The 2,911-nt window shown below is 73.0% G+C and carries 3 protein-coding genes; all 3 read left to right on the top strand.

Annotated elements, in window-relative coordinates:
- The first annotated feature begins 77 nt into the window (after nucleotides 1-77).
- Entirely contained in the window at nucleotides 78-956 is an 879-nt protein-coding gene (locus H3C53_01650; GenBank protein ID MBW7915383.1) for an SPFH domain-containing protein, read from the top strand.
- A gap of 6 nt (nucleotides 957-962) precedes the next feature.
- Nucleotides 963-2,696: an alpha/beta hydrolase gene (locus H3C53_01645; protein ID MBW7915382.1), complete on the top strand. Its 1,734-nt coding sequence runs from the start codon at nucleotides 963-965 to the stop codon at nucleotides 2,694-2,696.
- Nucleotides 2,697-2,711: 15 nt separating this feature from the next.
- A partial coding sequence (locus H3C53_01640; GenBank protein MBW7915381.1) for a hypothetical protein occupies nucleotides 2,712-2,911 on the top strand: 200 nt, incomplete at its 3' end.

The raw sequence follows: 2,911 nt of genomic DNA, 5'->3' as shown, positions 1-2,911 counted from the left end.
GGCCGTCCGGGCCCCGTCGGCCGACTAGCGACTAGTGGTATCGGCGTGATATCATCCCGATACCACTAGGAGGTGTCGTGAACCAAGTAGTCGAGAGAGCCGCATCGGCCGCCAACGGGTTCCTTGGCCTGGCCGTGATCGTGGCGCTGTTCCTGGTCGGGATAGCCCTCGTCATCTACGCCGGCGTCAGCGAGAGCATCCTGCCCCTCGTGCTGGGGCTCCTGGGCGTCATCGCCGGCCCCACGTTGGCCGGTGGGCTCGTCGCGGTCCAACCGAACCAGGCGCGCGTCCTCACGTTCTTCGGCTCCTACGCGGGGTCGGTTCGCAACGCCGGCTTCTGGTGGGTCAACCCGTTCACCGTCAAGAAGGCCGTGTCGTTGCGGGTGCGCAACTTCACGAGCGAACGCGTGAAGGTCAACGACGCCGACGGCAACCCGGTCGAGATCGCCGCCGTCGTGGTGTGGCGCGTCGCCGAGTCCGCCAAGGCCGTGTTCGACGTGGACGACTACGAGGAGTTCGTGGCCATCCAGTCGGAGACGGCCTTGCGCGGGCTGGCCACCCGCTACCCCTACGACGCCGCGGGCGAGAAGCGCGCCTCGCTGCGGGAGAACCCGGACGAGCTGGCCGCCGCCCTGCGGGCCGAGCTCGAGGAGCGGTTGCAGGTCGCCGGCGTCGACGTCATGGAGGCGCGGTTGACCCACCTCGCCTACGCCCCCGAGATCGCCCAGGCCATGCTGCGGCGCCAACAGGCGCAGGCGGTCGTGTCGGCGCGGCGCCTCATCGTCGAGGCGGCCGTCGGCATGGTCGAGGACGCCCTGACAGGCCTGGCGGAGCGGGGCGTCGTCGAGCTCGACGACGAGAAGCGCGCCGCCATGGCCAACAACCTGATGGTGGCGCTCACGAGCGAGCAGGGCGTCACGCCGGTGGTGAACGCCGGGACGCTCTACGGAGGCTGATGCCCGATGACTGAGACAAGCGGTTCGGCACGGGCGCGCGGCGGCCGGTTCGGGGCGGTCCTCGCCGCGCTCCTGTGCCTGGGCTTGGGCGCCGCCGAGGCCCAGGATGGCGCCGCCGCCCACGTCTACGACGTGTCGGTCGGCGGCGCCTTGGTGGGCGAGATCGGGATGACCGTCGTGCCCGGGGCCGGCGGAGCCACCACGCGGGGCTACGCCAAGATCGGTACCGCCGTCGACCTGACGGATGCGCTCGAGACGGCCGCCGACGGCAGCGCCGTCAGCTACCACCTCACCGGAAGCGTTCAGGGCGTCCCGGTCACGCTCGACGTCGACTTCTCGCAGACCGCCGCCGACTTCGCGATCGACCAGGGCGGGCGCAAGCAGGCGCTGACCTTGCCGCTGACGGGACCCGTCAGCGTCCTCGACAACAACCTGATCGACGGCTACCAGGTCATGGTCGACCGCGTCATGGCCGACCGCGCTGCCGGCGACCGCGAGTTCGCCATCATCGTCCCGCAGGTGGCGGCGCTCGGAACCCTCACGCTCGAAGCCCCCGTCGCCGACACGACCGTGACGGCGGCGGGCGGCGTGCCGTCGGCCTGGCGCCTCGACGGGAAGCTGGTGGTGGGTCCGCAGACCGTCGCGGTGACCCTCCACCTCGACGAGCAGGGAGTCATCCTCGTGGCGGCCAGCGAACCCGGCAACGTCCGCATGGAGCGCCGCGCGCCGGGCGAGCCGGTGGCGCAGACGCACGCGGTCGAGGACGCGTTGGAGGCGGCCGCGGCCTGCCTCGTCGAGCGCGACGTCAGCGTGGCGAGCGCCGGCGCGACGCTGGCCGGCAAGTTGACGCTCCCGCGCGCCGCCGTCGAGGCGGGCAGGGCCGCGCCGACGCTACTGCTCCTCCCCGGCTCCGGGGCCGTCGACCTCGACGGCAACGCCCCGCCCCTCCTGGTGAACCAGGGCTACCGCCAGCTGGCCTACGCCCTCGCGTGCCGCGGCTTCGGCGTGCTGCGCGCCTCCAAGCTGGGGATACCCCCGTCCACCGGCGACGCCGACGCGGTCACCATCGACACGTACGCGCGCAACGCGGCCGACTGGTTCGCCTTCCTGACGGCGCAACCCGGCGTCGACGCAGGCAGGCTCGGGCTCATCGGCCACTCGGAGGGCGGCCTCGTCGCCCTCTACGCCGCCAACCGCGGCAGGGTGGCGCCGTGGGCGGTCGTCCTCGTCGCCGCACCAGGCAGGCCCCTCCAGGACCTGCTGCGCGAGCAGGTCGTCGGCGGCCAGGCGGCGGCCGGGGCCTCTCCGACGCAGCTCGCCGAGGTCGACGCGCGCCTGCGCGAGGTGGTCGACGCCGTGATGACGTCGGAGGGGACGCGCCTGCAGCTCACCCCCGAACTGCGCGCGAACCCCCTCGCCGGCATGTTCGTCAACGCCGCCGGGCTCTTGCGCAGCGAGTTCGCCGTCAGCCCGGCCGCCGAGGCGCGCGGCGTGACCGCGCCCGTCGGCATCTTCCAGGGAGAGAAGGACCTTCAGGTCACGGTGCTCGACGCCACCCTCCTCGCCGCCGCGGCTCCCCACGCGGAGCTCCACCTCTACCCCGACCTCACGCACGACCTGGTCGAGACCGACGGGCCGGCGCGCAGCGCCGCGCTGCCCGGCCCTGACGCCCTCGTCTCGACCAGGCTCACCAACGACATCGCCGACTTCCTGACTCACCACCTCGCCAGGGGTGGCTGAGGCGGCGGAGTCGCCATGGCCGAGAAGAAGCGCTTCCTGCTCCGCCTCGACCCCGCCGTCCACGGCGCCGTCGAGAAGTGGGCCGCCGACGACCTGCGCAGCGTCAACGCCCAGATCGAGTTCCTGCTCACCGAAGCGCTCCGCCGGGCGGGACGGCTGAAGGGGGGCCGGAACTCGCGCCCCGACGACGGCGCGCGGACCGGCGAGGGGGCCGA

It is taken from the genome of Trueperaceae bacterium, assembly GCA_019454765.1.
Classification (GTDB): domain Bacteria; phylum Deinococcota; class Deinococci; order Deinococcales; family Trueperaceae; genus JAAYYF01.
This window is presented reverse-complemented; position numbering and strand designations above follow the sequence as displayed.